The organism is Catalinimonas locisalis, assembly GCF_038039535.1.
Classification (GTDB): Bacteria; Bacteroidota; Bacteroidia; order Cytophagales; family Cyclobacteriaceae; genus Catalinimonas.
In genome coordinates, this window is the sequence record NZ_JBBPHP010000016.1 from 77,592 (window position 1) to 101,851 (window position 24,260).

A 24,260-nucleotide genomic window follows, 5' to 3' on the forward strand; every position below is an offset into this window, starting at 1 on the left:
CAGGGAGAATGGGCGTGGGAAATAAATGCTGCATAAGTAAGTCCTGCTATTTCTGTATTACTTTGCTTTATCCTTAGTTTTTGAAAATTCATTCGTAGGAGTCGGACTATTCTTTTATCTTTGCGGCACGGTTCCGTAGTAGAATGGATACTACGTGGGTCTCCGGAACCCAAGATGCAGGTTCGATTCCTGCCGGAGCCACCCCTAAAACCCCCATACGCTGTTTAAACGCAGATTTGGGGGTTTTTTCTAACACATTAATACACCATTAATACACGGCCTTTATGAAATTGACACTATCTGACACAAAACCCACCTACATTTATGTGTTAAAAAATCCTTTTTCTAACAGGATATTTTATTTAGGAAAGACTATTACACTAGAAAGAAGGTTAACAAATCATATAATAGATGCACGTATGGATAGATATTCTACTCCTGCTATGCGTCAATATATTAGAGATATTTTAGCGAAAGGTAGTAAACCGATTTTTGAAGTTATATATGTTGTCAAGCCTGATCAAAAATGGTGGGATGTAGAAAGAGATTTCATTAAGGAGTACAGGAAGAAATATGAATTATTTAATGTTTGCGATGGTGGATTCTCTGGTGCGCAAGGTAATCACCTAACTGAAGAAGGGAAGAAGAAACTACAAGAATTATTCTCTAAACCAGTCCTATGTTATGATGCTAAAACAGGTGAATTAATACAGGAATATATTTCTGCAAGAGAAGCAGCACGACAATTAAATCTTTTTTCAAATCAAGTAACTCAAGTATGTAAAGGTAAATTTGCTCATACCGGAGGCTACATTTTCAGATACAAAAAGAAGTATTCAAAAAATAAAATAGCTCCTGCAAAGGGTAGAGGTAAAAAAATTCTTCAATATGATTTAAACGGGAATCTCATAAAAGAATGGCCTAACCCATATCAAGTAAAGAAAGAACTAAAAATACATAATACTTCTGTGCTAAGATGCTGTAAAGGTGAGCAAAAAACTAGTTACGGTTTTATCTGGAAATTTGCTTGAAATCACTACACATTAAGAATCCTTAATGTTTGAATAGTACAAGAAAATAATTCTTATTAAATATTTGTATTATTCAATTCCGTTTCTGTTCTACTTTCTCGTTTTTTTCAATACAGTATATCAGAAAGTGCTTTCATTGCTCATAAACGCTTATTTTGCCTGAAAACCATATGATTTCTAAAGTACAATCTGTTAGATATAATATCTAATTTCTTTGTTTTGTACAATAATTACCCGCTTGCATATCCTGCATCTACTACAAATGTATCATTAGAGAAAGCGTTTCCCCCATCGAGATCACCTGAAACTTGATCTATTTTGATTCTTAGATCATTAGCAAGTTTTACTTCGGTTACTGCACTATCAACTATCTTATCAGTTGTTACACTACCAGATAATGGAGTTCTTTCATCACTAAGTCTTGAATCACTATCATCAACTTTTGTAGATAATCCTTCAGTGTTACCTGAGATCAGGGTATATAATTTATTAAGTGTATCTCCACTTGTAGGTACAGAATCTTTCAGATTATCAATCAATGTTTGAGCAACACCAGTGTTTTCTTTATTACCTATATCCTGTGTGTTCTGCTCTATTAATGCATTCAGCTTTTGTAATGTATTTCCACTAATAGCTACTCCACCTTTTAAACTATCTATCAGGGATTGCGCTACACCTGCATTTTCCTTTAAACTGATACTATCAATACTATCCTGTAAGCTTTGAATAAGTTTAGCTTTTGCTATTTCACCATCAAGGATTTTAGAATTTGTTACAGAATTGTCCTGAATTTTTACAGTAGATACTGAATCATCAGTAGGTATACGTTCATCACTGAATCTACTATCACCTGTAGAAGCTTTGGTAGATAATTCATCTATGGTGTTTGTAGGAACATTAACAAGTTTTGATCTTTCACCTGTGGTCAAATATAGGTTTGTATTACCCTGAGTAAGATCATCACTAGTCTTTCCTGAAAAATCTGTATCAAAGTCTGATGAGTTATATCCTGTAGCACCTGAAAGATTATCTATTTGATTTTGTAATGCTGTAGATAACTTAGCTTTTGTAACTGATTCATCCTGAATCTTAGCAGTATCTACTGAATCATTTGTCAGATATAGATTAGATACCCCTTCAGCTAAATCATCACTAGTCTTTCCGCTAAAGTCTGCATTGAAACTTGAACTATCATATCCGGTTGCACCTGATACTGCATTCAATTTATCCCTTACAGCACTGGATAATTTTACTTCTTCTATAGTACTGTTTGCTATCTTATCATTAGTTACAGCACTATCAGCAATTTTAGCAGTACTTACAGAATTGTCGGTTGGAGTTCTTTCATTTGATAATCTAGAATCACCATCATCAACTTTTTGATCAAGATTGACAGCAATTTTATTAAGTGTATCTCCACTGGCAGGTACTGAATCTTTAATATTATCAATTAATGTTTGAGCAACACCTACATTCTCTTTACCTGCTACACTGTTTAAGGTATTCTGTACAGTAGTAGATAATTTATCCTGAGTTATTCCGCTGGCAATTTTATCATTAGTTACTGCACTATCCTGAATTTTAGCAGTACTAACGGAATTATTAATTGGTGTTCTTTGATCTGATAATCTTGTATCTCCTGTACTGACTTTTGTATTAAGACCTGCTGAAATACCTGACAGAAGTATGTACAATTTATGAAGAGTATCACCACTAGTAGGTACTGAATCCTTTAAGTTGTCAATAAGATTTTGAGCTACACCTACATTCTCTTTTCCAGATAAAGAAGTGATTGTATTAGAAGGAAGGTTATCAACTTTACCTTTATCGGTATCAGAGTATTTATTTGTATCCGGTCTACTCTCATATAAACTTTCTATTTCACTAGCTGATTGATCTCTTGTAGCTCCTGATTCAATACCAGATAGTTTTGTTTTTTCTGCTGTTGTAAAGAATAGATTTGTATTACCCTGTTGTAAATCATCACTATCTTTTCCAGCAAAATCAGCATCAAAACTTGCAGAATTATATCCAGTTGCACCACTTACTTGATTTAACTTATCTCTAACCTCAGAAGAAAGTTTGATTTCATTTACAGCACTGTTCTGAATTTTGTCAGTAGATACAGATAAATCTTTAGGCGTTCTTTCATCCGTTAATCTAGTATCTCCTGTACTGACTTTTGTATTAAGTCCTGTGGTAAGTCCTGAGATAAGAGTGTATAGTTTGTTCAGAGTGTTACCCGAAAATACTACCCCATCTTTCAAACCATCCACCAAGCTTTGAGCAATCCCTACATTTTCTTTTGTGGATAAAACATAATTTGTATTGCCTGGTACATTATTAAGTACACTTACAAATTGATCAGATAGATTATTAGTATCAGGATTTTGTAAGAGTAGTGCTTTTACCTGTGCAGGTGTAAGAGCATCAGGAATATTATAAAAAGCTGTATTGATTATATCTATTAATAATTGTCCTACCTGCTGTTCAGTGATAGAATACTGTTCAGTAGCAGTTTTAATTTCGGTTGCTCGGTTAACTAGTTGTTGTTCAGTTTGTACGCTCACTATTATTTGAAAGTTCTGGAAAATGTTAATGCGAACTTCTTCACTCTGTCTATGCTAGAAGTTCTTAAGAATACAGGGTTACGTTTATCTTCTATTACTACCTGCTGAGTATTTCTTTTTTTGTTGATCATTACTGTATAGTTAGATTTCCTGAAATTAATATTCGTGACCTTCCATCATTTTCGGGATCTGCATCGAAGTCAACTGGGAAACTATAAGGGAATCCTTCATCGGGAGTAGTGAACCTTATCTTGTATTTGTAACTATTCTTCGGTCCCTGGTTTTCTTCTCCTGTCATCAATATTTTGATATATCCATCACCTAACTCGATATTATTATCTCCACTACTACGGTTGTAAGCAGGATTATCAGGAACCAGTAGATCAGCTGTCAACCCTGAAAAGTTGTAACTTTCACCGTATTGATCTACTGGTTCTATAATATAGTATATGTCATCACCTTGAAACAAAGTAATGTTGTGATAGACCGTATATTTTTCAAAAAGATTAATCATCTATAATGTATATCTATAAATAGGTTAGCTTAGAGTAACTATACTTCCATTTGAGTTCCTTACTTTCAGTACTCCACCCTGGGAGAAAAGTACACATCCATTACCGTTCGCTGGTGGTGCTGTAGCCATATCATATAGAACTAATCCTTCACCAACATCTAGTCTTCTATTCCAGTACGCTCTACCAGAATTTTCAAACTGTAACGTTCCATACTCTGTAGAACCATCTGCTACAAATATTCTAGAAGTTGAAGAGTTACCAATCTTAAAGTTGTTACTGTTCATCACCAGACCAAAACCGCTGACATTCTGCTGGATTACTGAATTACCTACACCATCAGCACTACCATCAAATACAGGTATATAATTATTAGTACCAGATACACCACCTCCACCACCTGAAGGAATACTTTGAGTAGATAATGTACCCGAACTATTAGCTACTACCATTCTAGTTCCAGAACCTGAAAGTGAACTAAGCGTAATAGTTTGATTACTACTTGCACCTGCACTTGTAACTTGTTGAAGAGTAGGTACAGAAGTAAGTACATTAGTCAGAGTTATATTAGTAGATCCGTTTTGTCTTCTCAGTGTAAGAACTCTAGTACTAGAATTGAATGTGCCACCTGTGACATAATAATCTGAACCACTACCTGAAGGAATTGATTGAGTAGATAATACACCGTTACTATTTGCTACTACCATTCTAGTACCACTTCCTGCCAAATCAGCTAACCAAAGTTCTTTTGCTGTGTAGATTAAACTACTATTCAGGTTATCAAAGGGTCTGTTATTTAGATCATTATAATCACCACTAAAAGAACTAGATATTAATGCATATCTATTGTCTAAGTCTACACTTGTAGATCCATTCTGTCTATTCAAAGTAAGAATACCATTACTTGTATTCCATGTAGCACCTGTGACGTAATTATCTGTATTTTGAAAGCTGGGAATATCCTGAGTAGTAATCAGATTGTTTGCACCTAATACCAACATCTTTGTACTACCTAAATTTTTATCCCACCTTACACTACTAGGTAAAATAAGTTGGCTACTATTAATTTGAGTGAATCCAGTACTAACTGTCATCATTGATTGCCCATTAGTACGCATCTGAATTGATCCGGTATTTACAGATATTTGACCACCCAAAGCACTATTTTCTGAGGATAAATTTAGTGTTGATGAATTACCAAACACTCTGGTATTGACCTGGATATTATTATTGAATACTACCAGATTATTAGTAGTATTTCCCTGATCAGTGACTTGTTGAAGAGTAGGTGTAGCAGGTTGAGAAATTACTATTGTATCTCCTGAAATTGTTGCACCACTAAGTTGTAAACTTCCTATATATCCATCAGAAGAGAATCCTGCAAGCTTTGTAGGTGTTGCTCCTGTAGTATTAGAGAACTTTGTCCTTCCGTTGTAATCCATCTGTACATACCCTGTACTACCAGATAGAAATAAGGAATCAGAAGTTTTGATAGTTAAGCTTTGAGGCGCACCACCACCACCTAAATCTTTTTGAATGATTAACCCATTCTCTATTTCAAGTACACCAGTTTTGAAACCTAATCCACTTTCAATTACATTACTAGAATAATTCCCTACATCCGTTACTTGCTGTAAGGATGGTATAGTTACTGTACCACCCGATCCGTTAGGAATTGCCATTCTACTAAGTCTACCATCACTAGTAATACTAATCATTTCAGTAGTGCTACCTGTGAGTTCATTCAGATATATATCACCATCGTTTTGAATAGTTATTCTATTGATATCATTAGTAGATAATTTCAGATTTGATTGAGCACTAATAGTAATATCTCCTGTATCCTGAGTAATACCTGTAGATGTATAATTAAGATCACCACTTTTGAAAGAATCAGCTATAATAGAATCAGTACTAATGTTTCCCTGATCAGTAACTTGCTGAAGTGTTGGAGTTGTACCTGTCCAACCGCTTACAGTTTCTAAGTTTACGGCAAGCTTGTTATCATCTGTCAACTGAACATATACAGGATTGCTAGGTGATCCAGATATCAATACATCCCTAATGTTGTAATCGTTTTCAATATTATTAGTAATTGTTACAGTACCTCCACCACCAGAACCATAATTATTATTTTTCCTTGTAGAGGTATCTTCATCGACAACAATTTCAAGATCACTTACAGAATCATTTCTAATCTCTACCCAAGTTGCACGTATATAACCACCTCTACTTTGTCCACCTAAATTACTCTTCGGTACATACTCCCAATCTGTAGGAAGAAAACGTCTAGAAGGATATTGGCTTAATCCGATAGGTTTATGAAATGAGTAATGGCCTCCTGCTTTATCGGCTGCATTTTCTAAGATTTCAAAGTCTTCAAGTATTACAGCTTCAGAGTTATTATACTGTTCCAGAATCTTTACACCAGCTAATTCACTAATCGATAGTGGTGTATCTCCTGAAACGTATTGCCTTGTCCATCCACTTGTAACAGCACCATCATATGACAATGCAGAAACATTCTCCAGCGTATCAGCATCACCAAGCAGCAAGTCAAAAGTATAAGGTTCTGTAATACTGGACTTGATCGACTTATTTCTAAGTGTAATAGTCCTCTTAGTGGTACTGAAATCGTTTTCAGATAAATACTGATGTTTGATGTAATCTATTTGAACGCTTTCTAATAGTCCGTTAAGATCATCGATATCTGATTGTAAAAGTGTAGGAACCCAAGGTACTACAGGAGTAAACAATCTAATAGCAAATTCACCATCTTCAGGGATAAGAATATTTTCTAATGTGAATGATATGAATGAATCGTATTGAGATGCTAGTATCTTAATGTACTGTACATTGTCAGACCAAAATCCATTTGCATCACTGTACTGAGTATTACCTGAACTATCTGTAAGAGTTATTTGAATAGGAAGGTATGCAGGTTGATAAGAACTATTAAGCTTCAGTACTTTGACTGCATTTTGTCCTGTTCCAAATGGTGGTGGATAACTATCAACTATGTTAAAATTCAACCTCATATCAAGATTGAATCCGTTACCACCCTTAACACTTACCCCTTCTGATTCTATATAATCTTCATCATTGATAACCCATCCATTAATATTATATGCGTGATCTCCTTTCAAAATTTCTAATGCACGATTGACATTACCACCCTCGGAGAAAGGTTTATTAACTGTGTAGATATCCCCGTTGTAATCCCAGCTTGCTAACCATGCACGTACAGGATTTTGATTAACATCAGAACGGTTGAATTCTCCATAACCGTTAACACGATCAGGTAACAGGCTAAAGATGAATTCTTTTTCCTCAGTGATCTGTACTTCATTGATCAGATTCTTCTGTTTTTTCAGTCCTGATTGATTAACGATTATACCAAGTCTGTTATCGTTGACATTACTGATTATACGATTAAAAAAGTTGACTTTATCCTTATGTGTTGTAGCTCCTGCACCAAAAACTATATAACTGTTTGTGTAATCAATAATAGAATTGATCTCATCGATTACCCATATAGCTTCCTTATCTTCATTATTAGAACTGTGAAATCTTGCTCCAAATGTTCTGCAAATCGCTTCTAATACTTCATAACAACTGAAAGGTTTACCATCATCCTTTTTGAAAGTCCTCACATCGATTTTAGTATCCTGAAGAGGACTGATAAAATTAGGGGAAGGCATATTATCAGTTACAGAAAAGATATGAGTATAGATATCAAGTGTACTGGGAATCTTAGCTAGTACATCATGCAAAACCTTGATAGCTGGTACTCTGTATTCATCGTAACCACTTTGAAAACTTCTATTCTTAAGCAATGCTATACCATCCGAAAAGGTTGCTTTGATTGTGTAAGGAGGATCTGTATAAGCTTCACTGTAATAATATCCTAGTGAGTACCCTTCAAAGTATAATACACTATCTTCATAGTAACGTATTTTTGCTTCACCATCTCTACTAGCAAAAAGGGATTTGAATTCATCTTCCTGAAAGGCTATAAAATTTACTTCACAACTACCTCCGATTATCGGCTTAAAAAGATCTTCACTATCACCTCTTCTTTTAATACTGATAGGTGTATCCTGCATATAAGCTAACTCAGTACTTCCTGTTGTTGCTTCTTTTGTGAAAATTTCCACACGGCAAACCGTTGGATCATACCCTTCAGATAATTTTTCAAACTCAAACCACCATCGAGGTACATCACTATAAGGTTCTTCTTCTGGATTGTCCGGTTCAATCTCTACAGGTTCTTCAGGTAAACTTTCAGATGGTTGTTCTATGAATTCGTAATCTCTTAGAACTCTATATTGTCCCTGGGCATATTGTTGTGTTCGGACCTCTTCACAGAAAAAAGTGAATGACTGAAGTCTGTTATTCTTTTTAAGAGTGAAAAAAGTAGTACCTGTGGATTCAAAAGTATTAGATTGAACATAAGTGGTTTGCTCAAAATCAAAATAGATATCTAAATCCACAGGGATACTATTAGGTATCTCTATTGTAATAGATTTCTGTCTAAGCTTAATATATCCACTAGTTTGCGGATCAGGAGAAGGTACTACATCAGCACAAGTTGAATATGTTACAGTTACATCAACACTTTGTACTTGTTGCTGTGTATCTGTGTATTGATAGGTATAAGTAGTCAAGAACTATTCTTTACATATAAATAGCTCTACTACGTATTAAGAAAGTCTGTCTCTTTTCCTTTGTGCTTTTTCAATCATGATTAATAGATCCTCCCCAACTACCTTTGTACTTGCTACGAATCCACCACCATCAGAATAATTACCAATCCTATGGTTTGGAATTACATCACTACCACTTGGAAGATTCACCAATTCCGGCCCACGTTCACCAACAAGTGCCATACCACCTGAGAAATTATTAACCCCAGATGCAAATTTTGGAATTGCACTATCAAACATTTTTGCTGCAAGTCCCCCAGCTGCACCAGCCAATGGAATTGCTAATGGTCCAGCGATCCCAGCCGACTTCAAAGTATTACTTATGACTGCTGCTATACCTTGTGAAATAAATGCTTTGATGATTCCCCTGATTGCATCTTTTGTATCTTCAGCACTAAGTAATGCTGTAGCAGCTGCTGATAACATAGCTGCTTTTTGATCATCACTGAATTGTTTCGCTGCTTTACCTGCTTCTCTATAATCTTCTGTCAACTGCTGTAAAGCATCCATCTGGGATAATTCATCATCCATCTCAGCTAGATAATCAGCCATTTCTGACAAAAAGGTAGGAGTGAGTTGTCCAAGATTTTCAGCTACACGATCAGATATATTATCTAAAATACTAAGGTCTAGATCACTATCAGATATAGAATCCTCCACATCAAAAAAAGCTAAAGGATCATCTCGATATTCCTTTTTCTTTTTAGAATCTTTTTCAGCTTGTTTTTGTCTCTCTCTCTCTTTTCTAAGTTCTTCCTGTCTTTTTTCAGCTAATTTTTTACGATCCTGATCTAGTTTATATTGTCTGCCTAATTCTTCACTTTGCTTTTTGAGTAATTCTAGTAAATCTTTTTCCTGTTTTTCAGCTGCCTCTCTCTCCTCAACATTCTTGAAAATATCACGATTAAGTTTTCTACGAACAGCTGCTAACCTTTCAGTGAGATCAACAATATTATTTAACTGTTCTCCAGCACTACTATCAAATCCTGTTGTAATTAATGCAGCATCTGTATTAAGTTGATTAATACCTTCAATGAATTGTCCAGTTTTGTCTAGTGCTTCTGTTAACCAATCTATAGTAGTCGCTCCTGGACCCTGAATTAAAGTACCTAGTTTGTTCATGAACTGTGTCCATGAATCTTCAAGGTTAGAAGTTTTTCCTTCTAATGTTTCAGAGATAGCAGCCATACTACCCGTTACCCCTTCAAGATCACCAAGACTTAATATATAATCCCTGATAGCTTCCTCAGTGAATTCTGTCTGAGTTTGAACACCTTTAAAAGTAAACTTTACTTTATCACCTTCTTTTTGCGCACGTATTCCAAACTCTTTTAGTCTTTCAAACTCTCCGACCTGAGCATCGATGATTGCTTCTGTAAGCATATCAAAGTCCTTACCTGTACTACTAGCTAAGTCACCTAATTTTCTTAACTCAGTAGTGGAAGGAACAAAACCCTGATTAGCAAGCTTTACAAATGATCCTGTTAATTGATCTATCTGGAAAGGAGTTTTTGCTGCAAATTCTGATATCTCTGATAATGCTTCCTTAGCAAGTCCACGACTTCCTAACGTGTTGGTTAAAACCGCTTCAAATTTCTGGAACTCACCCCTGGTACGGATGATCTCTTTTGTAAACTGGAATACCTGATCCGCTGCGAATACAGCACCTACACCCTTTGCAATACCTGAAAGATTCTTATTAAATCCGTTTACATCTTTCTCAAGTGTTTTAAGCTTACTTTGAATATCTTTTATATTTCCTGTAAACTTTACCTCTAATTCATCTATGGTCACTCATATACCATTCTAGCTTATTTTTATTTCAGAGTTTGGGTGATTATTTTTAAATGCTTCTTTCCAAATCTGGTGATTATCCTTTTCTACTATTTTTGTGTTGCTCCACTTCTTAACTCTCTGTTCAAAGGATTCTCTAGTACTCTCTTCTCTAGGTGGTTGATCCTCTTGTAACTGATAATACTCAGGAATATAATCGAGTGGTTTTCTAGCATATTTTGAATCACTTACCTGTGAATTCCAGATGACAGTCTGAAGGTGAGCTTGCTTAGTCCATTCTAATCTTTCCTTCTCCCAAAATGCTTGTTGGTAGATGCTGAATGTTCTGAAATCCATCTGCCAAAAGTCATTAGGAGAGATATTCATTAGGATAGCATCCTTCAATGCATCATCTATTGAGTATCCTTTTTCTTTACTCTCTTTTTTTTTGAACCTTCCTCACTAACGGTTACTGTATTTGAACCAAAGAACAAGCTTGTAAATGCATGATTCCAAGCATCCATAATCGACTTGTAACTATCAGATAACAGACCTATTTCATCTATCCAATCCTCTACACTTTCAGGAGTTGCTTCACATTCAATACCTTTTGATTTACAATAAGCTACATGACCTGAATACAGAAGATCCCTAATCTTATTTAGATCAAGATTTTTTAAATAGGATATCAATTCTTTCAAATCAACATCATGCATATCACAGAATATTGAGTAACTAGCAAAGCAGAATTTGAACCCTATCTTTTTATCACCTACCTCTATTTCTACTATGTTTTTATTCATAGACATCTAAAAGATTTAAGTAACTACAAATGTGCTGATAGATCCAGTACCTTCTATTGTGCAGGAATAAGTAGCAGCTGCTCCGTTATCCGCTACAAGATCAAATGAAGTAATATATCCTTCACCCTGATATCCGGTATCACCTGTAATTGAGGTAGCAAATTTTAGATCAACAAGTGTACGGTTTAACCAAGCACTTTCTAATGTTGCAGTATTTCCAGATGCATCACCATACTCCTTTAATCCGTTATCAGAGATTGACCATTGTCTGGTAGATAAGATAAGTTCTCTCCAACCTCCTGAAGATTTTGTAGTAGTGTCAATAGTGTTAGTAGAAAGGTTAAGAGTTGCGGATAAGGATTCAGCTACTGGATTATCATCTACATATACTAGTACCTTTATTCCTTCTATTTTTTGATTTGCCATTAATAAGAAATATTTCTTATAAATAGTCAGTGATCAGGAAAGTGTAAGGAAAGTTAACTTGCTAATACAAAGGGAATACTCATCGGTGGAGTAGAAAGATAATTGTATTCAGTTGACTCTTCAAGAGTTTGATTAATAAGGTGTTGAAATCTGAGTATCCTTCTGTATATAATATCAGTATCTGAATCCTCTTCCTTTAGTGTTTCGTCAAACTCAAGATTGCTAGTTATTATGTAGAAAGGATCATCCATAGTCAAAGGTTTACCCTTTTCTAATACAGCTGCAAAGAGTTGATTTGCTATAATATCAGCTATATCAAAACTCCCTGTACTGGGATGGAATTTTGTAACAATGTCTAAAGTGATAGTACTATTTGATAAGTAAGAGGTCTTTGTACTACTAAGTGTATTATTAGTTTGTCCAGCAAATTTTATATAGATATCTAACTCTTCAGGGACTTTGCTATAAGGTTTTATAGGCATACCTTCCCAGTTTATAGAATAGTTAATAGCTGAATAGTAAGCTTTTCTTAGCGCAAGTTTGGGATCTTTGTATACCATAATTTTTAAAACCTCTTACCTTTAAATATCCGTTTTAGATTATTTATCAACTTTGCTTTGACCTCTTGGAATGCAGGATTTAAGAAAGGTTTTGCTTTCATTCTGCTACTGCCAAATTCTATCCACTTGCTGTATTCAACATTTGTAAAAACTCTGGTGAGGAACTTACCAATATTGGAGAAATCACTCTGAATAGAACTACGTAATCTTCCAGTATCAACAGGTACTCTTTGCTTCGCTTTTGTTTCAACCTCAAGAGTAGCCATTTGAAATTCCTTCTTAACTTGTTCTTTTACATGACTATTTGCTTTATCGATCTTTCTGGAGAAGTCTCTTAGATGAGTTTTTGATATATATATTTTTACACCTTGTTTGCTCATATAGAATTATCTTTTCTTAATTCCTCCAGTCTTTTCAAAACAAACTATATCATACCATTTGTTTCGCTCATCACGATTATCAACACTATGGATATAGAGTTCTTTGTTTTTAAATAGGATTCTGAATTTTGTTTGTAAAGTACTGGGTTTGATCTCATCAAGTGTAACAAAATCAGAACGGTATCTTATAGTTACATCATAAGGTTTACCCTGTAAAATTTGCCCTAATAAAAGATACCTGTCTCCCTTTGCAGATTCCACTTCTGCATAAGTTGTTAAGATATCTACCCAAGGTTCTTCCCTATTAAAATCCTGTGAATATTGATTATTAAAAGGTTCTTTAGAAGGGAGTAATCCACCTGTTGAATCTGCTTTTGTTACAATCTGCTGAAAGGTAATTCTTTCTCTTAATCGGGATGCACTCATTAGAACCTCCTATACTTCGCTAATGATTTTTTACTACTGTTATCTAGTTTTGCCTGAACAGTACCAAGAATTATATCCTCTCTGTTTTCATAGTTAGTAGTAGCAATTTTGAGAATATTGGTTACTAGGTTTGCAGGGATTTTTGAATAACCACATTTAGCTACTATTTCAAGTGAACCATTAACATTACCCACGAAATTTAAATACTTATCAAATACACCAGTAACATAGAAGTCAGTATCCTGAATCAATTCTTTTTTACCGGACTGTGTGATCTGATATACTTTGATGATAGATTGTACAGGTGCTACAGGAAGTTTTATTTTTTTAGCGTAAGTATCATAGAAGATTTGATACAGATTTTCACGAATTGCCATACTGGTAAATTTCTCAGCTTCCTCGAGGGCAGATTCTACTAACCTACTTATCACATGACTTTCTGCTTCATCATCGATTCTCATATATTCCTGAATCATTTCAAGAGGTATGGGTAAATCTTGATTTATTGTTACACCTGAAAATTCACCTTCAGCTTGTATTACTGTATAATCCACTCCTGATACATATCCTGTACTGTCTTCCATAATTATTTATCGTATCTGTACGCTATTATTTTACCTGCGCTTAACTGAATACTTTCAAAGTATACACGTCTGGCAGAAATAAGGGAACCTGCTGGAACTGTCTTACCTGATATATTGATTTCGCTTAATACATCTATATCACCTTGTTCTTTCAGGGTTGTAAATGTTGCATCTTCTACTACACTAATCATGTAAAATTGTCCACTGACTAATCCATCTGCACTATCAATATATTTACATCCTCTTTCCGCAACTACTCGCTCGATTTCATACATATATTTTATTTTTTTCTACTTCTTTTTTTAGGTGCTTTTTTTGTCTGGATAGTTGAGGGATCATTCAGATTATCTACAATGTTGTACCTTTTCAATTCTACATAGGTAGATTTAGAAACCTGCATTATATCACCTACTTCTCTCATTTTATCCTGAAAAAAAGATCTTTTTTTAAATTGAACTGTTACCATATCTTAAGTGTAAAAAAAGGGTATACCCATAGTAGAGTAATACCCTTATTTCTGATTGTTATTAGATAGTTGATAAATCAAAATGTACTGTTGCAGAAGGTCTTTCATTAACTACTGCCATACGTTCTGTAGCTTTGAATCCTACTAATCCATTATCCATATTAGGTACGTGTTGATTATATACTTTAATTTCAATACCTGATCTGATTGCTAATCTTGCTGCACGTTGCATATCTGATACAAAGCAATCATTACCCTGTACAGCTGTATTCTCAAACACAGGAATTCCTGAAATAGTAGGAGTTGTACCATTAAAAATACCTGGAAATAGATAATTACCATTCAAATCTTTCAAGGTTTCTAACTGGTAGTACCAATCAGGGTTCATAATAATTGCAGATCCTCTTTTCTCTCCCTTACGGATCATTTTTAGAGCGTATCGGATAGCATCTACAATTGTACCACCGCTAGTACTTCCCGTAAATCCTGCAAGATCAAAATCAGAAGCACCTACAGAGATACCTGTTAGATCAGATCCAGTTCCAGTACCGTAGAAAATCTGTTGATCTTCTTTTTCCATCAAACCCCTCATAAGTCTTTGAGGTACATATGAAGCTACAAATGCTGTATCAGCAAGAGACTCCTCAGGTAGTTGCAAAATGTTACTGATACCACGTACTGGTACATCTTTCTGTTCAAAACCTATTTCTGATGTACCACCAGTTAATGAAGTAGCTTCACCTGGCTTTCTCATAGTAGTTTTGTCAGTCCATACAGTTTCTTCTACATAGTAGATACGATCAGAACTACATCCTACAGTAGACATATACTGTCTTACGTGAACAGGTCTTTCATCAGGTGCTACGATTCCAGCAAGATAAGTAGCAGGGTATGTTTCACCAGTAAATGAAACGGATTTAACCTCAAAACTTGCTTCAGCTATTGACCCATCCTTATATTTTTTGAAAGATTCATTTTCATATATTTCTTTAGAGAAAGAATCTTTAAAGGATTGAGGTTCTAAATTACCTACTGATCCACCTAAGCGATTGCTTTTTGTTTCAAATGCTTCAAGCTTAGAAGCTATATCTTTATATTGATCCTGAAGATTTTTGATTTCGTTATTTGTCTCTTCATGGACTTTACCGTTTGCTTTTAATTCAGCTTGGTACGTTTCAAATTTTTTATCTAGGTTTGATTCTAGGGTTTCTAATTGTTTAATTAATTGTTCTGACACTTTATTGTGTATATTTCAAAGAGATTTTATTGATGAAGGCTTCTACATTTTTTGCTTCCTGATCTTCTGTATTCGGCTTAGTGTCTTCAGAAGTGGTAGTATCCGGCTCCTGTGTTTCAGTAAGTGAATTTTTTTCTAAATCATGAAAAGCTTGTTGTAGCTGCTTCAAAGAAATTATAAGTAGATGGAATGTATCATCAGTGAATGTTCCATCTTTAATTGCTTTTTCTAGTTTGCTAATCTTGTCGATTGCTTCGGTAGTAGTAAGACTTTTGAATCCAGTTGTTCCAGCTTCTTCGTTTGCTGGGAATGTTACAGTACTTCCTTCCCACAGCATTAACTCTGTCATTTCATTATAACTGTCTTTCATTTGCTCCTTAAGAGTTTTGAAACCAATACTGTGTTTGTCAATTACAGATGCTGCATACAATTTGATTACATCATTACCGTATGAAGTTTTTACTATCTGGGATTCAAAGTATAATCCATAATCATCTTCAGATAGGTGTTTGATCTTGCCCAATGGCAGGTTTGTATCGTGCTGGTACAGATGTTTGATAGTGTCTTTTCCCTGTGGTCCTCTCTCTGAGATACTCTTTTGGAAAGCACCTTTTCTTATCACATCACCATGATGATCTACGTTATCAAACTTTGAGAAATATCCGGTTACAATCCCTTGCTTTTCATCAAGGTCTTTTACCTCAGCATCAAAAGTTTTAGTTTGGAAATAATTCAACTGACTACCTTTTGATTATAAATAGTCAGTGTTCAGGAAAATGAATTTTGAAGTGAATTAGTCCTCTCCTTTTCGCTTATATCCTACCGTACATCTGCATTGAATATTATTAGAAGGGATCTTTCCACCTCCAGGATATGGTAAGGATTCACCACCTACTTGAAAATTTGAATTAATATCTACTCTTTGACCATCAGCAATAATATGTTTATCTCTGGTTCTGCTATCTCTAGTAGATATCCAAATCTTATCAATCTCCAATCCTGTAGATTGCGCACCTGTTAAACTCCCATAGTTGCTTGCAGCAATAATTTCTGTACGAGCAATTACAACACTCCTGCTTTTTGCTAATGATCTCCATTCACTGAGTAACAACTTTGATGTATCAGGAATGCTTAACCCTTCATTTCCACTTTTTTGGATAATCCTTTTTATGATGGTTTTGGTAGTGGTGGTAATATTCCGAACCTTTTCAGCACCATCTGTAAATACATATTGTCTAAACTTGTCTAGCCATATAGTAACTAGATCATCAAGGTTTTTTGTACTAACGGTTACTGTATATGATTTCTCAGGGAATAGAGATTTGTAACTGTCTTTTGCGAACTCAATACTTACTGTACTGTATAATTCAGATAATACTTTTTCTATATCACTACTAGATACTTGTGCTGCTACATCATCAGGATTAAGGCTTGAGGATTGTCTCGATACATATTCTAATGATGGTTTGAGTTGATTAAGCAATGCTTTGTACACTGCTTTTTCAAACCTGCTATTATACCTATTACGTTTTTGATCAATAGATTTCCAGTATAGAGTAATACCATTTTCAGTATTAAGATTCATAATCAGAAATTTCAGCTTCTGTTAATTCCTTAAGACTTTTCTCTATATCACTGGTAGAACTGTATTGACTAATGGGAACTAGATTCATAGGTATCAGATAATCATTCATCAAGCTATTATCCTGATCAGTATCATAATTCATGGCAAGTCTTTTTTCATTACCTGTCAAATACCAAGCTTTATCAAGAATATTAGACATCCTTTCGAGATCTTCCTGAAGTTCTGGAATAGATGTTATATCAAGGTCTATGTAATACTTTTTCCCGTCTAATTTTTCATAAGCAGGTACTAACCATCTGTTGAGTTCATCACGTATAGCAAAAAGTTCTGGAAGGACAGAGTTAGTAATCAGGCTTTTTCTAGCTTCCTGCATATTGTTGTAACTCTTATTTTCTGGATCATTAAATAATTGACTTTGCACTCCGTAAACATTACAGAAATCACGCATAGTCATTTTCTTAGACTCTATTATATTCAAATCCACAGGGCTAAATCCTAGCTGTTCCCACTTCATTGAGATAGGACTGATAGGTATCTCTCCCTGTTTATTGTCTACACCGGAATGAGCTTTAATCAATCTGTCTCTTATTTTTTCTGCTTGATCAATTGTAAGGGGAAGTTCTTTATCATCAGCTACCAATATTCCTGGAGGCATCATATTGTGTAGAAGCTTTGCACTTGCCTTATAAGCATCGTTACTAATTGTTACTACACGATTAGCCGCTCGAATCGGACTCATTCCATATAAGTGTGATCCTGGATATGAGAAATCTAGGTTTGGATATTTTGTATGGAGAACTTTTTCTTTAGGTATTTTTATATCTGGTTTAAAGCTTAATGTATAATGTGATACTTCATCGTCCCATGCATCTTTACTATCAGTAAAGATATTATGAGCATGTATGATGGTATACTGTGAAGGCATTACCCATAAGTCTGTGAATATATCTTTTGAATCTGGACCATTGCCATAGATATAGCCATTCCCAGTGATCATTTTAAAGGCTATAACATTTTCAATTAGTTGACTGAATGATTGATTAGGATTTGCTCTATGAAGGATTTTAGATAGATGTAAATGTTCTATCTCTTCCAGTGCTTTAGTACGATTGATAATAGTTGAAGCAATATTAGTATTGACTGAAGATGTCAGAGATTTATACTTCCTTAATGATTTATCATCCTTCACTTCGTACACACACCAAGGGATAGAAGCAGCTACTGAGCTTTTTAATTTGACAATTGCGTATACATCAGGATTACTTTGATAAGCATTATTGACATAGGTTTCAGGTGAATCAGGTAGCCATACAGGACTTTCAAACCCGTGATACCTGTATATGCTTCTTAATAATTCGTTATCTGATCCTGAAAATGCTTTACGAAAAAAGTCGCCAACGTTTTTAAATAGATTCAAGTGCTATTACTTTTTCATAAATAGATAGCATTCTAGAAAGCTTTTCTTTCTGCTATCAAGCACTTATATTGGATTTATGGAATTACAAGATGGGATAAGAAAACTAGAATCTTTAAAATCAAATGTACAATTATTCAGTGTTGATAAACCTGGCTATGAATTAGAAAGAATTGTTAAGGAGATAATTAATATTCTACGTAATATTCAGGTAGATTCTGATTACCGTCATGGATTAGAGAATGATGCGTTATTGATGGAGGAATATATAAAGTCAGAAGTCAAACTTTTTTCAAATTCAAAGAAAGGTAGAGGAAGACAAAAAAGACTTAATGATACTACCTCCTTAATTTTAAGAGATTTAAATCTTATTATCTTTTCTTTAAAGAGTAAACTTAGTGAGAAGTAATTACAGTATAAAGAATTCCTTCTTAACAATAAGTAGATCAGTCAACCCCCATACAAGTGCATCAACCCTGTCAGGACTATCACCATTACCTGGAACCCACTCACACATTTGTATCTCTAAGTCCTGAAGATTCTTACTATCTACATGATGTACAAGTCCCCTTTCATACAAGCTTACTACAGGCTCCGCACGTGTTACCTTACCTCTTGATGCATGCACCTTTTTATAACTAATATTTCTATCCTTATTTCTTATAATAGTTTCTACAAGATCACCACCCTGATTGACCTCGCACACTACACGGTCTGCTCGATACCTGTGGTAAGCTTCAATAGCTTTATTAGCCCACTGATCAGGTGAATATTTACCTGACAAATCTTCTAATATATAGGCATGGCCTAAATGATCTTTTGCAGCGACAATGATTCCTGTTTCATCACTGTTTTTATTGCTAGTTGTTGCAGGATCTATTGATACTACAATACGTTCTAATTCACTGGGTATCTGTTTTACTTTATAAGGATCAATCAAACCATTATGCCATAACGCACCTTCCAGATCACCACCCCATTCACCACGATCATTAACCTTTGATCTTCGTGAATTGACTATATCATTGATAAGATCATCATCCAAAAATGGGTTATCTCTCCACGTAGAATGGTGTACTGTTACATTTGCAGGAGTGTTATCAAAGAACTTTGACTTAAGCCAATGCTTTCGGTTGACAGGGTTGAAAGAACTGATTGTTTGTTTATATGCTGACTCTATTCTGAGGTTTTGGTTTACCTCATCGTAGTCTTCTTCCTGTTTGACCTCGTGACATTCCTCGAACCATATGATGCTACAGTCAATACCCTTTGTTTTCTCTGAATCATCCAACCCCTTAAATATGAATTCAGAATTGAAGTCTGGTAGATGTATCCTTAATGGTGAGGTAGTACATTGTGCAAATTGTAGAAGATTCCATTTCTCCAGATAGCTTTTGATCAGTGCAAAGGTTGAATCTCTATGAGAATTGTAGGTTTGACGAACTACAAGTACCTTATGATTCTTCTCTGTGAGAATCCTGAATAGTAATTTAATTACTACAAAATGAGACTTACCACTACCTCTACCTCCTTTGAGGCTTAAATGTCTGGACTTGTTGTAAAGTAAGTGGTGAAATGGCTCTGGAAAGCAATCATATATATTACTGAGATCAATGTGCAAAGGATGTCTTTACACATAAATAGGAGGGGAGAGAGTTAGGAAATTATTTAATATTCAGTTTAGACTTTCTATAGTTAAGTCGCATATTCATATTGTTTTTAATTGATGTTGCCCAACTTTCCATATGAAGTATGAACTGATCTAAATGTTTTAGGTCTACGATAATAGGATATAGATTTAATTCTTGAAATTTCTCACTTTTATATTTTGGTGAAGAGTATTTAAAATCTATCGGTATATAATCTGCTCGTTTTAATTCTTTTTTACCATTTTTGTTTAAGTATACCTCAAATAGATTTCCTTCTAAGATTATTACAGGGACAAATATCTCGAGATCAATACTGTTTTCATAATCCATCTCTTTTTCTTCACCAAAATTTTCAATATCAGATCCTTTAGCTTTTTGGTATTCATATAATGACGCTTTTGAGACTGTTAATAAAGATTCATAAATTTTAGAAGGTTCGTTTGGTGCTTTAAATGATTCATGAAATGCTCTTCCATAATTCTTATTAATGTTGAAATAATTGGATTCCTCTAAAACATCATCATCAAAAATATTTAATAGGGTTTCGTATTTATCCCCATCATTACTAATAATACTTTCGTGGTTTTTAGCATTGTGTAGAAGATTCCAACCTAAATGATTAGCGAAAAGCTTAGAAGTACCTGGAGATGAAAAAATTACCCAAGGCCTTTTACTAACCTTCTTAACCTCGATAATTAGTTTTACAGATACGTTTATATCCTGATCGGTAAAAAAATCAAATAGATAAAAGTTTGCTATCAGATCGATTTCTCTACTGATATTATAATCTAAATCTTCATAAGTAGAACTATGAATAACAGACCATTTTTTTTCTAAAAATTTTGATGCAATTTCTAATTCAGTAATGAATCCTGTCTTATCAATATCTTCAAGAATACGCTCTTCTAAGCTTTTATCACTTTTGTTTCCCATAACCTTTAGTCTTACCACTACATAATATGTAATTCAGTGATTTTTACCAAGTTTAATATCTAGTACTGCCTATGTAGTGCGTAAAACCCTCGTTTATAATACTCCTTATAACACTTTGAAAAATAGCTAAATAAAGCACTTTTCAGTGTGCGAAAACCCGTGCGTTAATCAAAGTACTAAAAGATAGATGTACAGTTGAGTTATAATACTTTACTAACTATTTGAATTACTGCCTGAATCCTCTCTCACTATCTCAGCTTCTTCTACCTTCTCAGGGATAGAAATCATATTGTAACCTTCTCCTAGCTGACGTTTTGGTATAGGTGCTTCTATTGTTACTGTTGTGTGTGTACTCTCTACCTTAGCTTCAACTCTGGATTGTTTAGGTTGAAAATATTCTAAGATCATTTCAAAGCGTTTTATGAACTCATCATCATTCATATTTTGTAGAATATTCATGTACCTCTCAGCACCTTCCTGTGTTATGTATTCTCCAAGCCTTGCCCACATTTTTGTTTTCTCTGATGATCCTTTTGGCCTGCCATTAGGGTTTCCTGATTGTCCTGGCTGGAATAAATTTGGTGGATAAGAATTCTGTTTATCTTCTGTTTTTTCAGACATATAGTAAGGTCTTTCTTATAAATAATGAGCAGTTTAAGAATTAACCATTATTAAATATCTTTAGGTAAAAACCCATTGTTGATGAAAGAAAATGCTATTCAAGTATTCATACAAAACTTTATTGAAAAAGGTCTAGATGAGCAGGAAATAGAAAAATATAAAGAATACCTAAGTGTAGAAGCCAAAGGTGTTATTTCTCCAAAAACTAATTCAAAGTCAATATTGGTTAAAGGGAAAGGTGAATATGAAGGTGTATCTTTCTCTTTATCTCAAACCTCAGCTTTTAATAGAAAGTTAGAAGGTTTGAAATATGATATTAGCTTAAAATTTAACCTTAGAAAATTTGAAAAGTCAAACAAAACAAGTTCTAAAATAAGTGGTGGAATTAATATTGATAATTGTGACTTCACTTCCCTTCATATTGAAGAGTCTGTAGAGTCTGATAGATTTGGTATTCTAATTAGTGAATGTAATATAGGAAATATTCAATTTACAGGTATTAATGGCAATATTAAGGCAATACATCTTTTAAATTGTGTATTCAATCATTGTGGAGGAATCTTTTGTTTTGTAGGAGAAATACATTTAAGTAACTGTACTGGAAGTTTTGGGTATGGACAATCTTATGAAGGTCCAGGTATATCTAAAATTAAAATTACAAGAGGTACATATAAATACATTAATATTCATAATCATTCGCAAGGACCTATAGAAATTGAAAATGTGGTATGTGATAGTCCAATTATTTTAGATGGACATATTAATTATAAGATTCAAAAATCACCTCTTCTGTCTTTAATTATCACAGGTTCAATGTCTAGCCTAAATGTTAATAACTTTGATATTGGAGAGTTATCTTTTAAGAACACTGTGCATCAAGATAAATCAATATTTACCAATGTGTCAGCAAATTCATTCAAAATGGAGGGTATGGTTAATTCAGGTAATCTAACCTTCTATGATTTAAAACATATAGAAGTACCTAATAAGAGTGAGAATAATGATTTTATAATAAAAGACACTAATCTTGGTAAAACCTTTTTTGTCAATTCTGATTTTTCTGAATATGACTCTGTAAATATTGAAGGATCTGACCTCACAGAAATCAAATCTATTGCCACTAAGTGGCCTAAAAAATTGAACCAAAATAATGCAGAAAGTAGAAGGGAAACCTATAGACAATTAAAGCTTTTAATGGCAAATAGCCATGATAAAGTTAATGAACTTCATTTCCACTATAAGGAGATGGAAGCATACCTTGATCTATTGAATGAAAATGACGGAAAAATAGCAGACAGAATTAACCTGTGGATTAGTAAAGAATCCAACGACTTTGGAGAAAACTATCTTAAACCTATAGGTTATTTTTTTCTCTTTGGATTTTGGTGTTATCTATTTGTATTACTTATTTCTGATTATCCACCTTCATATATAATTAATAGACCTGATAATTTTATTGAATTCCTAAACCCAGTACATAAGTTTAACTTTATTGAGAATTTACATCCTTGGTCTTCAGTATTAGATTTTGTTGGCAGAATTATTTCCAGTTTTTTTATATACCAGACAATTACCGCATTTAGAAGGTTATATAAGAAGTGATTATCTTAATTTTCATTTCATCCCTAAATTTCTACGAATAGTAGTAGGTGATACACCGTATTTTTTTGCCAATTTTCTAGAAGATAATCCGCTGCTTTTCATTTCCTGAATCTGTTGATCTGTGAAGAATATTTTTGGTTGACTATTTGGTTTTTTTGGGTAATTCTTCTTGATTTCTTCTATAAGCTTGGGATCAGGTTGATATATTTCACCTTCTTCAGATACATTTTTTGCTACATAATAATATTTGATGCTGTCAAGCTTACCTCTTGAGATTTCTAATAGATGCATCATTTGTCTAAGTGTTAGTTTATCAGGATTTTTGCGGATATATCGTATCTGAGAATCTGAAAGTTGAGGTTTTCTATGCTTTTTTTCTTCAGGCTTCTTCTTCTTTACTGACTGATTTTTGATTTCTTCTATAAGCTTTGGATCAGGTTGATATATTTCACCTTCATTTTTTACAAATTTTCCAGAATAGAAATACTTATAATTAGTTACAGTAGATTCTGTTATGTTGAGAAGTTGAGATAACTGTTTTAGAGTGAGTTGATCAGGATTTTTACGTATATATCGTATCTGCTCATCTGTTATATTTAATTTCCTATGTTTTTTTTCAGATGGATCTTTCTTTTTATAATAGACCTTCTTTTCTTTTTTGATATCAGATTTTTTTGCCTTGGGTTTTGGTTTTGGAGATTCTTCATCATCTATATATTTATATTGATGCTTTGTAACAGACATAGAACTCATTCTCTTTACATCTACATTACTTAGTCTTTGTATATACTTAATTGTACTTACTGTGATACTGTACAGATTTGCTATCTCTTCTAGCTTATATAGATCCTTAGCATTATATATATTTTGAATATCCTGTTTAAGCAGGGTAACTTTTTCTATAGTGTTCTCCATCACTTATAAATAGAAATCCCCCAGTACCAAAATACTGAGGGACCTAAAAACAGCTTATTCAAATGCC

General features: G+C 34.0%; 23 protein-coding genes and 1 tRNA gene. 4 read left to right on the forward strand and 20 right to left on the reverse strand.

From position 1 onward, the window contains the following. Positions 1-129 precede the first annotated feature (129 nt). Both WJR50_RS18805 and WJR50_RS18810 read left to right on the forward strand, forming a co-directional pair. Positions 130-201, forward strand: a tRNA-Arg gene (locus WJR50_RS18805). An 83-nt stretch (positions 202-284) separates the two neighbouring features. After that, positions 285-1,031: an NUMOD1 domain-containing DNA-binding protein gene (locus WJR50_RS18810; protein WP_341294855.1), complete on the forward strand. Its 747-nt coding sequence runs from the start codon at positions 285-287 to the stop codon at positions 1,029-1,031. Between the two features lie 230 nt (positions 1,032-1,261). Here the strand turns inward: WJR50_RS18810 and WJR50_RS18815 are convergent, their stop codons facing one another. From WJR50_RS18815 to WJR50_RS18890, 16 genes are all read right to left on the reverse strand, one after another. Beyond that, complete coding sequence (locus WJR50_RS18815; protein WP_341294856.1) at positions 1,262-3,601, reverse strand: hypothetical protein; 2,340 nt, start codon at positions 3,599-3,601, stop codon at positions 1,262-1,264. A 130-nt stretch (positions 3,602-3,731) separates the two neighbouring features. Continuing rightward, positions 3,732-3,995, reverse strand: coding sequence for a hypothetical protein (locus WJR50_RS18820; RefSeq protein WP_341294857.1), 264 nt, complete (start codon positions 3,993-3,995; stop codon positions 3,732-3,734). A 144-nt stretch (positions 3,996-4,139) separates the two neighbouring features. Continuing rightward, positions 4,140-8,780: an autotransporter outer membrane beta-barrel domain-containing protein gene (locus WJR50_RS18825; protein WP_341294858.1), complete on the reverse strand. Its 4,641-nt coding sequence runs from the start codon at positions 8,778-8,780 to the stop codon at positions 4,140-4,142. A gap of 36 nt (positions 8,781-8,816) precedes the next feature. Further along, positions 8,817-10,613 carry a hypothetical protein gene (locus WJR50_RS18830; RefSeq protein WP_341294859.1) on the reverse strand — a complete coding sequence of 599 codons (1,797 nt, stop codon included), beginning with the start codon at positions 10,611-10,613 and terminating at the stop codon, positions 8,817-8,819. A 12-nt stretch (positions 10,614-10,625) separates the two neighbouring features. Then, positions 10,626-10,997 (reverse strand): hypothetical protein, encoded by a 372-nt coding sequence (locus tag WJR50_RS18835; RefSeq protein ID WP_341294860.1) that lies wholly within the window; start codon positions 10,995-10,997, stop codon positions 10,626-10,628. Between the two features lie 8 nt (positions 10,998-11,005). Next, the gene (locus WJR50_RS18840; protein WP_341294861.1) at positions 11,006-11,395 is read right to left on the reverse strand and encodes a hypothetical protein; all 390 of its coding nucleotides are present in this window, start codon (positions 11,393-11,395) and stop codon (positions 11,006-11,008) included. A 15-nt stretch (positions 11,396-11,410) separates the two neighbouring features. Then, the gene (locus tag WJR50_RS18845; protein ID WP_341294862.1) at positions 11,411-11,821 is read right to left on the reverse strand and encodes a phage tail tube protein; all 411 of its coding nucleotides are present in this window, start codon (positions 11,819-11,821) and stop codon (positions 11,411-11,413) included. A gap of 53 nt (positions 11,822-11,874) precedes the next feature. Continuing rightward, positions 11,875-12,381 (reverse strand): hypothetical protein, encoded by a 507-nt coding sequence (locus tag WJR50_RS18850; RefSeq protein WP_341294863.1) that lies wholly within the window; start codon positions 12,379-12,381, stop codon positions 11,875-11,877. A 5-nt stretch (positions 12,382-12,386) separates the two neighbouring features. Next, a complete protein-coding gene (locus tag WJR50_RS18855) occupies positions 12,387-12,761 on the reverse strand; it encodes an HK97-gp10 family putative phage morphogenesis protein (RefSeq protein ID WP_341294864.1) in 375 nt (124 codons plus the stop codon). 6 nt (positions 12,762-12,767) lie between these two features. After that, positions 12,768-13,187 (reverse strand): head-tail adaptor protein, encoded by a 420-nt coding sequence (locus tag WJR50_RS18860; RefSeq protein WP_341294865.1) that lies wholly within the window; start codon positions 13,185-13,187, stop codon positions 12,768-12,770. Then, on the reverse strand, positions 13,187-13,771 hold the full coding sequence (locus WJR50_RS18865) for a head-tail connector protein (protein WP_341294866.1): 585 nt from the start codon (positions 13,769-13,771) through the stop codon (positions 13,187-13,189). Before WJR50_RS18865 ends, WJR50_RS18860 begins: the two co-directional genes overlap by 1 nt. Positions 13,772-13,773: 2 nt before the next feature. Next, complete coding sequence (locus WJR50_RS18870; RefSeq protein ID WP_341294867.1) at positions 13,774-14,046, reverse strand: hypothetical protein; 273 nt, start codon at positions 14,044-14,046, stop codon at positions 13,774-13,776. 252 nt (positions 14,047-14,298) lie between these two features. Further along, positions 14,299-15,474, reverse strand: coding sequence for a phage major capsid protein (locus WJR50_RS18875; RefSeq protein WP_341294868.1), 1,176 nt, complete (start codon positions 15,472-15,474; stop codon positions 14,299-14,301). Between the two features lies 1 nt (position 15,475). Further along, positions 15,476-16,210: an HK97 family phage prohead protease gene (locus tag WJR50_RS18880; RefSeq protein WP_341294869.1), complete on the reverse strand. Its 735-nt coding sequence runs from the start codon at positions 16,208-16,210 to the stop codon at positions 15,476-15,478. 57 nt (positions 16,211-16,267) lie between these two features. Beyond that, positions 16,268-17,059, reverse strand: coding sequence for a phage minor head protein (locus WJR50_RS18885; protein WP_341294870.1), 792 nt, complete (start codon positions 17,057-17,059; stop codon positions 16,268-16,270). Further along, positions 17,049-18,476 (reverse strand): phage portal protein, encoded by a 1,428-nt coding sequence (locus WJR50_RS18890; RefSeq protein ID WP_341294871.1) that lies wholly within the window; start codon positions 18,474-18,476, stop codon positions 17,049-17,051. The genes WJR50_RS18885 and WJR50_RS18890 overlap by 11 nt, the downstream gene beginning before the upstream one ends. A gap of 76 nt (positions 18,477-18,552) precedes the next feature. Between WJR50_RS18890 and WJR50_RS18895 the strand changes: the two genes are divergently transcribed. Continuing rightward, the gene (locus WJR50_RS18895) at positions 18,553-18,882 is read left to right on the forward strand and encodes a hypothetical protein (protein WP_341294872.1); all 330 of its coding nucleotides are present in this window, start codon (positions 18,553-18,555) and stop codon (positions 18,880-18,882) included. Here WJR50_RS18895 and WJR50_RS18900 read toward each other — a convergent pair whose 3' ends face one another. The 3 genes from WJR50_RS18900 to WJR50_RS18910 form a co-directional block, all read right to left on the reverse strand. Next, on the reverse strand, positions 18,883-20,094 hold the full coding sequence (locus WJR50_RS18900; protein ID WP_341294873.1) for a PBSX family phage terminase large subunit: 1,212 nt from the start codon (positions 20,092-20,094) through the stop codon (positions 18,883-18,885). Between the two features lie 43 nt (positions 20,095-20,137). Further along, entirely contained in the window at positions 20,138-21,055 is a 918-nt protein-coding gene (locus WJR50_RS18905) for a hypothetical protein (RefSeq protein WP_341294874.1), read from the reverse strand. Positions 21,056-21,268: 213 nt separating this feature from the next. Then, on the reverse strand, positions 21,269-21,676 hold the full coding sequence (locus WJR50_RS18910; protein WP_341294875.1) for a DUF5681 domain-containing protein: 408 nt from the start codon (positions 21,674-21,676) through the stop codon (positions 21,269-21,271). Between the two features lie 81 nt (positions 21,677-21,757). Between WJR50_RS18910 and WJR50_RS18915 the strand changes: the two genes are divergently transcribed. Then, a complete protein-coding gene (locus WJR50_RS18915) occupies positions 21,758-23,278 on the forward strand; it encodes a hypothetical protein (RefSeq protein ID WP_341294876.1) in 1,521 nt (506 codons plus the stop codon). Positions 23,279-23,290: 12 nt separating this feature from the next. Here the strand turns inward: WJR50_RS18915 and WJR50_RS18920 are convergent, their stop codons facing one another. Next, the gene (locus WJR50_RS18920) at positions 23,291-24,193 is read right to left on the reverse strand and encodes a hypothetical protein (protein WP_341294877.1); all 903 of its coding nucleotides are present in this window, start codon (positions 24,191-24,193) and stop codon (positions 23,291-23,293) included. Between the last annotated feature and the right edge of the window lie 67 nt (positions 24,194-24,260).

Coding starts and splice junctions, on each gene's coding strand:
- WJR50_RS18915 (WP_341294876.1), top strand. CDS start 21,758: ATGAAAGAAAATGCTATTCAAGTATTCATACAAAACTTTATTGAAAAA.
- WJR50_RS18865 (WP_341294866.1), bottom strand. CDS start 13,771: ATGGAAGACAGTACAGGATATGTATCAGGAGTGGATTATACAGTAATA.
- WJR50_RS18885 (WP_341294870.1), bottom strand. CDS start 17,059: ATGAATCTTAATACTGAAAATGGTATTACTCTATACTGGAAATCTATT.
- WJR50_RS18910 (WP_341294875.1), bottom strand. CDS start 21,676: ATGTCTGAAAAAACAGAAGATAAACAGAATTCTTATCCACCAAATTTA.
- WJR50_RS18850 (WP_341294863.1), bottom strand. CDS start 12,381: ATGGTATACAAAGATCCCAAACTTGCGCTAAGAAAAGCTTACTATTCA.
- WJR50_RS18895 (WP_341294872.1), top strand. CDS start 18,553: ATGGAATTACAAGATGGGATAAGAAAACTAGAATCTTTAAAATCAAAT.
- WJR50_RS18860 (WP_341294865.1), bottom strand. CDS start 13,187: ATGAGTGCATCCCGATTAAGAGAAAGAATTACCTTTCAGCAGATTGTA.
- WJR50_RS18920 (WP_341294877.1), bottom strand. CDS start 24,193: ATGGAGAACACTATAGAAAAAGTTACCCTGCTTAAACAGGATATTCAA.
- WJR50_RS18845 (WP_341294862.1), bottom strand. CDS start 11,821: ATGGCAAATCAAAAAATAGAAGGAATAAAGGTACTAGTATATGTAGAT.
- WJR50_RS18855 (WP_341294864.1), bottom strand. CDS start 12,761: ATGAGCAAACAAGGTGTAAAAATATATATATCAAAAACTCATCTAAGA.
- WJR50_RS18905 (WP_341294874.1), bottom strand. CDS start 21,055: ATGGGAAACAAAAGTGATAAAAGCTTAGAAGAGCGTATTCTTGAAGAT.
- WJR50_RS18870 (WP_341294867.1), bottom strand. CDS start 14,046: ATGTATGAAATCGAGCGAGTAGTTGCGGAAAGAGGATGTAAATATATT.
- WJR50_RS18840 (WP_341294861.1), bottom strand. CDS start 11,395: ATGAATAAAAACATAGTAGAAATAGAGGTAGGTGATAAAAAGATAGGG.
- WJR50_RS18810 (WP_341294855.1), top strand. CDS start 285: ATGAAATTGACACTATCTGACACAAAACCCACCTACATTTATGTGTTA.